2 protein-coding genes are annotated in these 841 nt (G+C 51.1%); one reads left to right on the top strand and one right to left on the bottom strand.

The genetic code is table 11. The features are described 5' to 3' along the window. Positions 1–219 precede the first annotated feature (219 nt). The gene (locus M6F29_RS11930; protein WP_298160198.1) at positions 220–537 is read left to right on the top strand and encodes a DUF1840 domain-containing protein; all 318 of its coding nucleotides are present in this window, start codon (positions 220–222) and stop codon (positions 535–537) included. 61 nt (positions 538–598) lie between these two features. Here the strand turns inward: M6F29_RS11930 and M6F29_RS11935 are convergent. Further along, positions 599–841 (bottom strand): EAL domain-containing protein (locus tag M6F29_RS11935; protein ID WP_298160201.1); only part of this gene is annotated, 243 nt, incomplete at its 5' end.

Below are 841 nucleotides of genomic sequence, written 5' to 3' on the forward strand. Positions count from 1 at the left end.
GTGGAAACGCATGAACAGTTGGTATTCCTGCAGAACCAGGGGTGTAGCGAAGGACAGGGGTTTTATTTCAGTCAGCCAGTATCTGAGAAAAAAATGACTATGTTGCTTCGAACGGATCGCACAATACATTTTTGATTTTATGTCACAAATCGTTGTCCGATAGAATTTTAATTCACTTGGCGAGGCCCGCCGGATTTCAGTTCATTCAAGGAGAACAATATGCTTGTCAAATTTACAACCCGCGCCTACGCAGACATCACCATGTTCGGGGATGTTGCGCTCGACATGCTGAAAATGATGGGGCATAGCGCAACCGTGCCCGGCGCAATTCTGGCTGCCGATGTTCCTGCGGCAGTGGATCGACTGACGGCCGCCATAGAGGCAGGAAAAGGCGCATCACCCATTGAAAACGAGAATGCGGACGAACCGGAGGTCAGCATTGCTCATCGCGGACTGCCACTGATCAAACTGCTTTCTGCCGCAGCAAAAGCGGACGCTGACGTCCTGTGGGCCATATCATCCTCCAGTGTTCCATAGAGAATCTGTAACTTCAGGCGGATGCCGTTCCGCGTTGCGCCAGATCGATGGTCAGAACTCATCAGCGATGAGATAGCCATGTATCAAATTGGTTTGCGGGAAGTGGCTGGCTGAAATAATACCCCTGACCCTCGTCACATCCCTGGTTTTGCAGGAATACCAACTGTTCATGCGTTTCCACGCCTTCGGCGATGGTTTTCAGGCCCAGGCTCTTGGCCATGCTGATGATGGCCGAAATGATGGCCCGATCTTCCTCAGCCGTGCTGATGTTCTGCACAAAGGACTGGTCGATCTTGAGTTTGTA

Source organism: Ferrovum sp., assembly GCF_027317285.1.
In the GTDB taxonomy this organism is placed as follows: domain Bacteria; phylum Pseudomonadota; class Gammaproteobacteria; order Burkholderiales; family Ferrovaceae; genus Ferrovum.

Excerpts from the sequence above, each read along its gene's own strand:
- M6F29_RS11930 (WP_298160198.1), top strand. The coding sequence starts at position 220 with ATGCTTGTCAAATTTACAACCCGCGCCTACGCAGACATCACCATGTTC.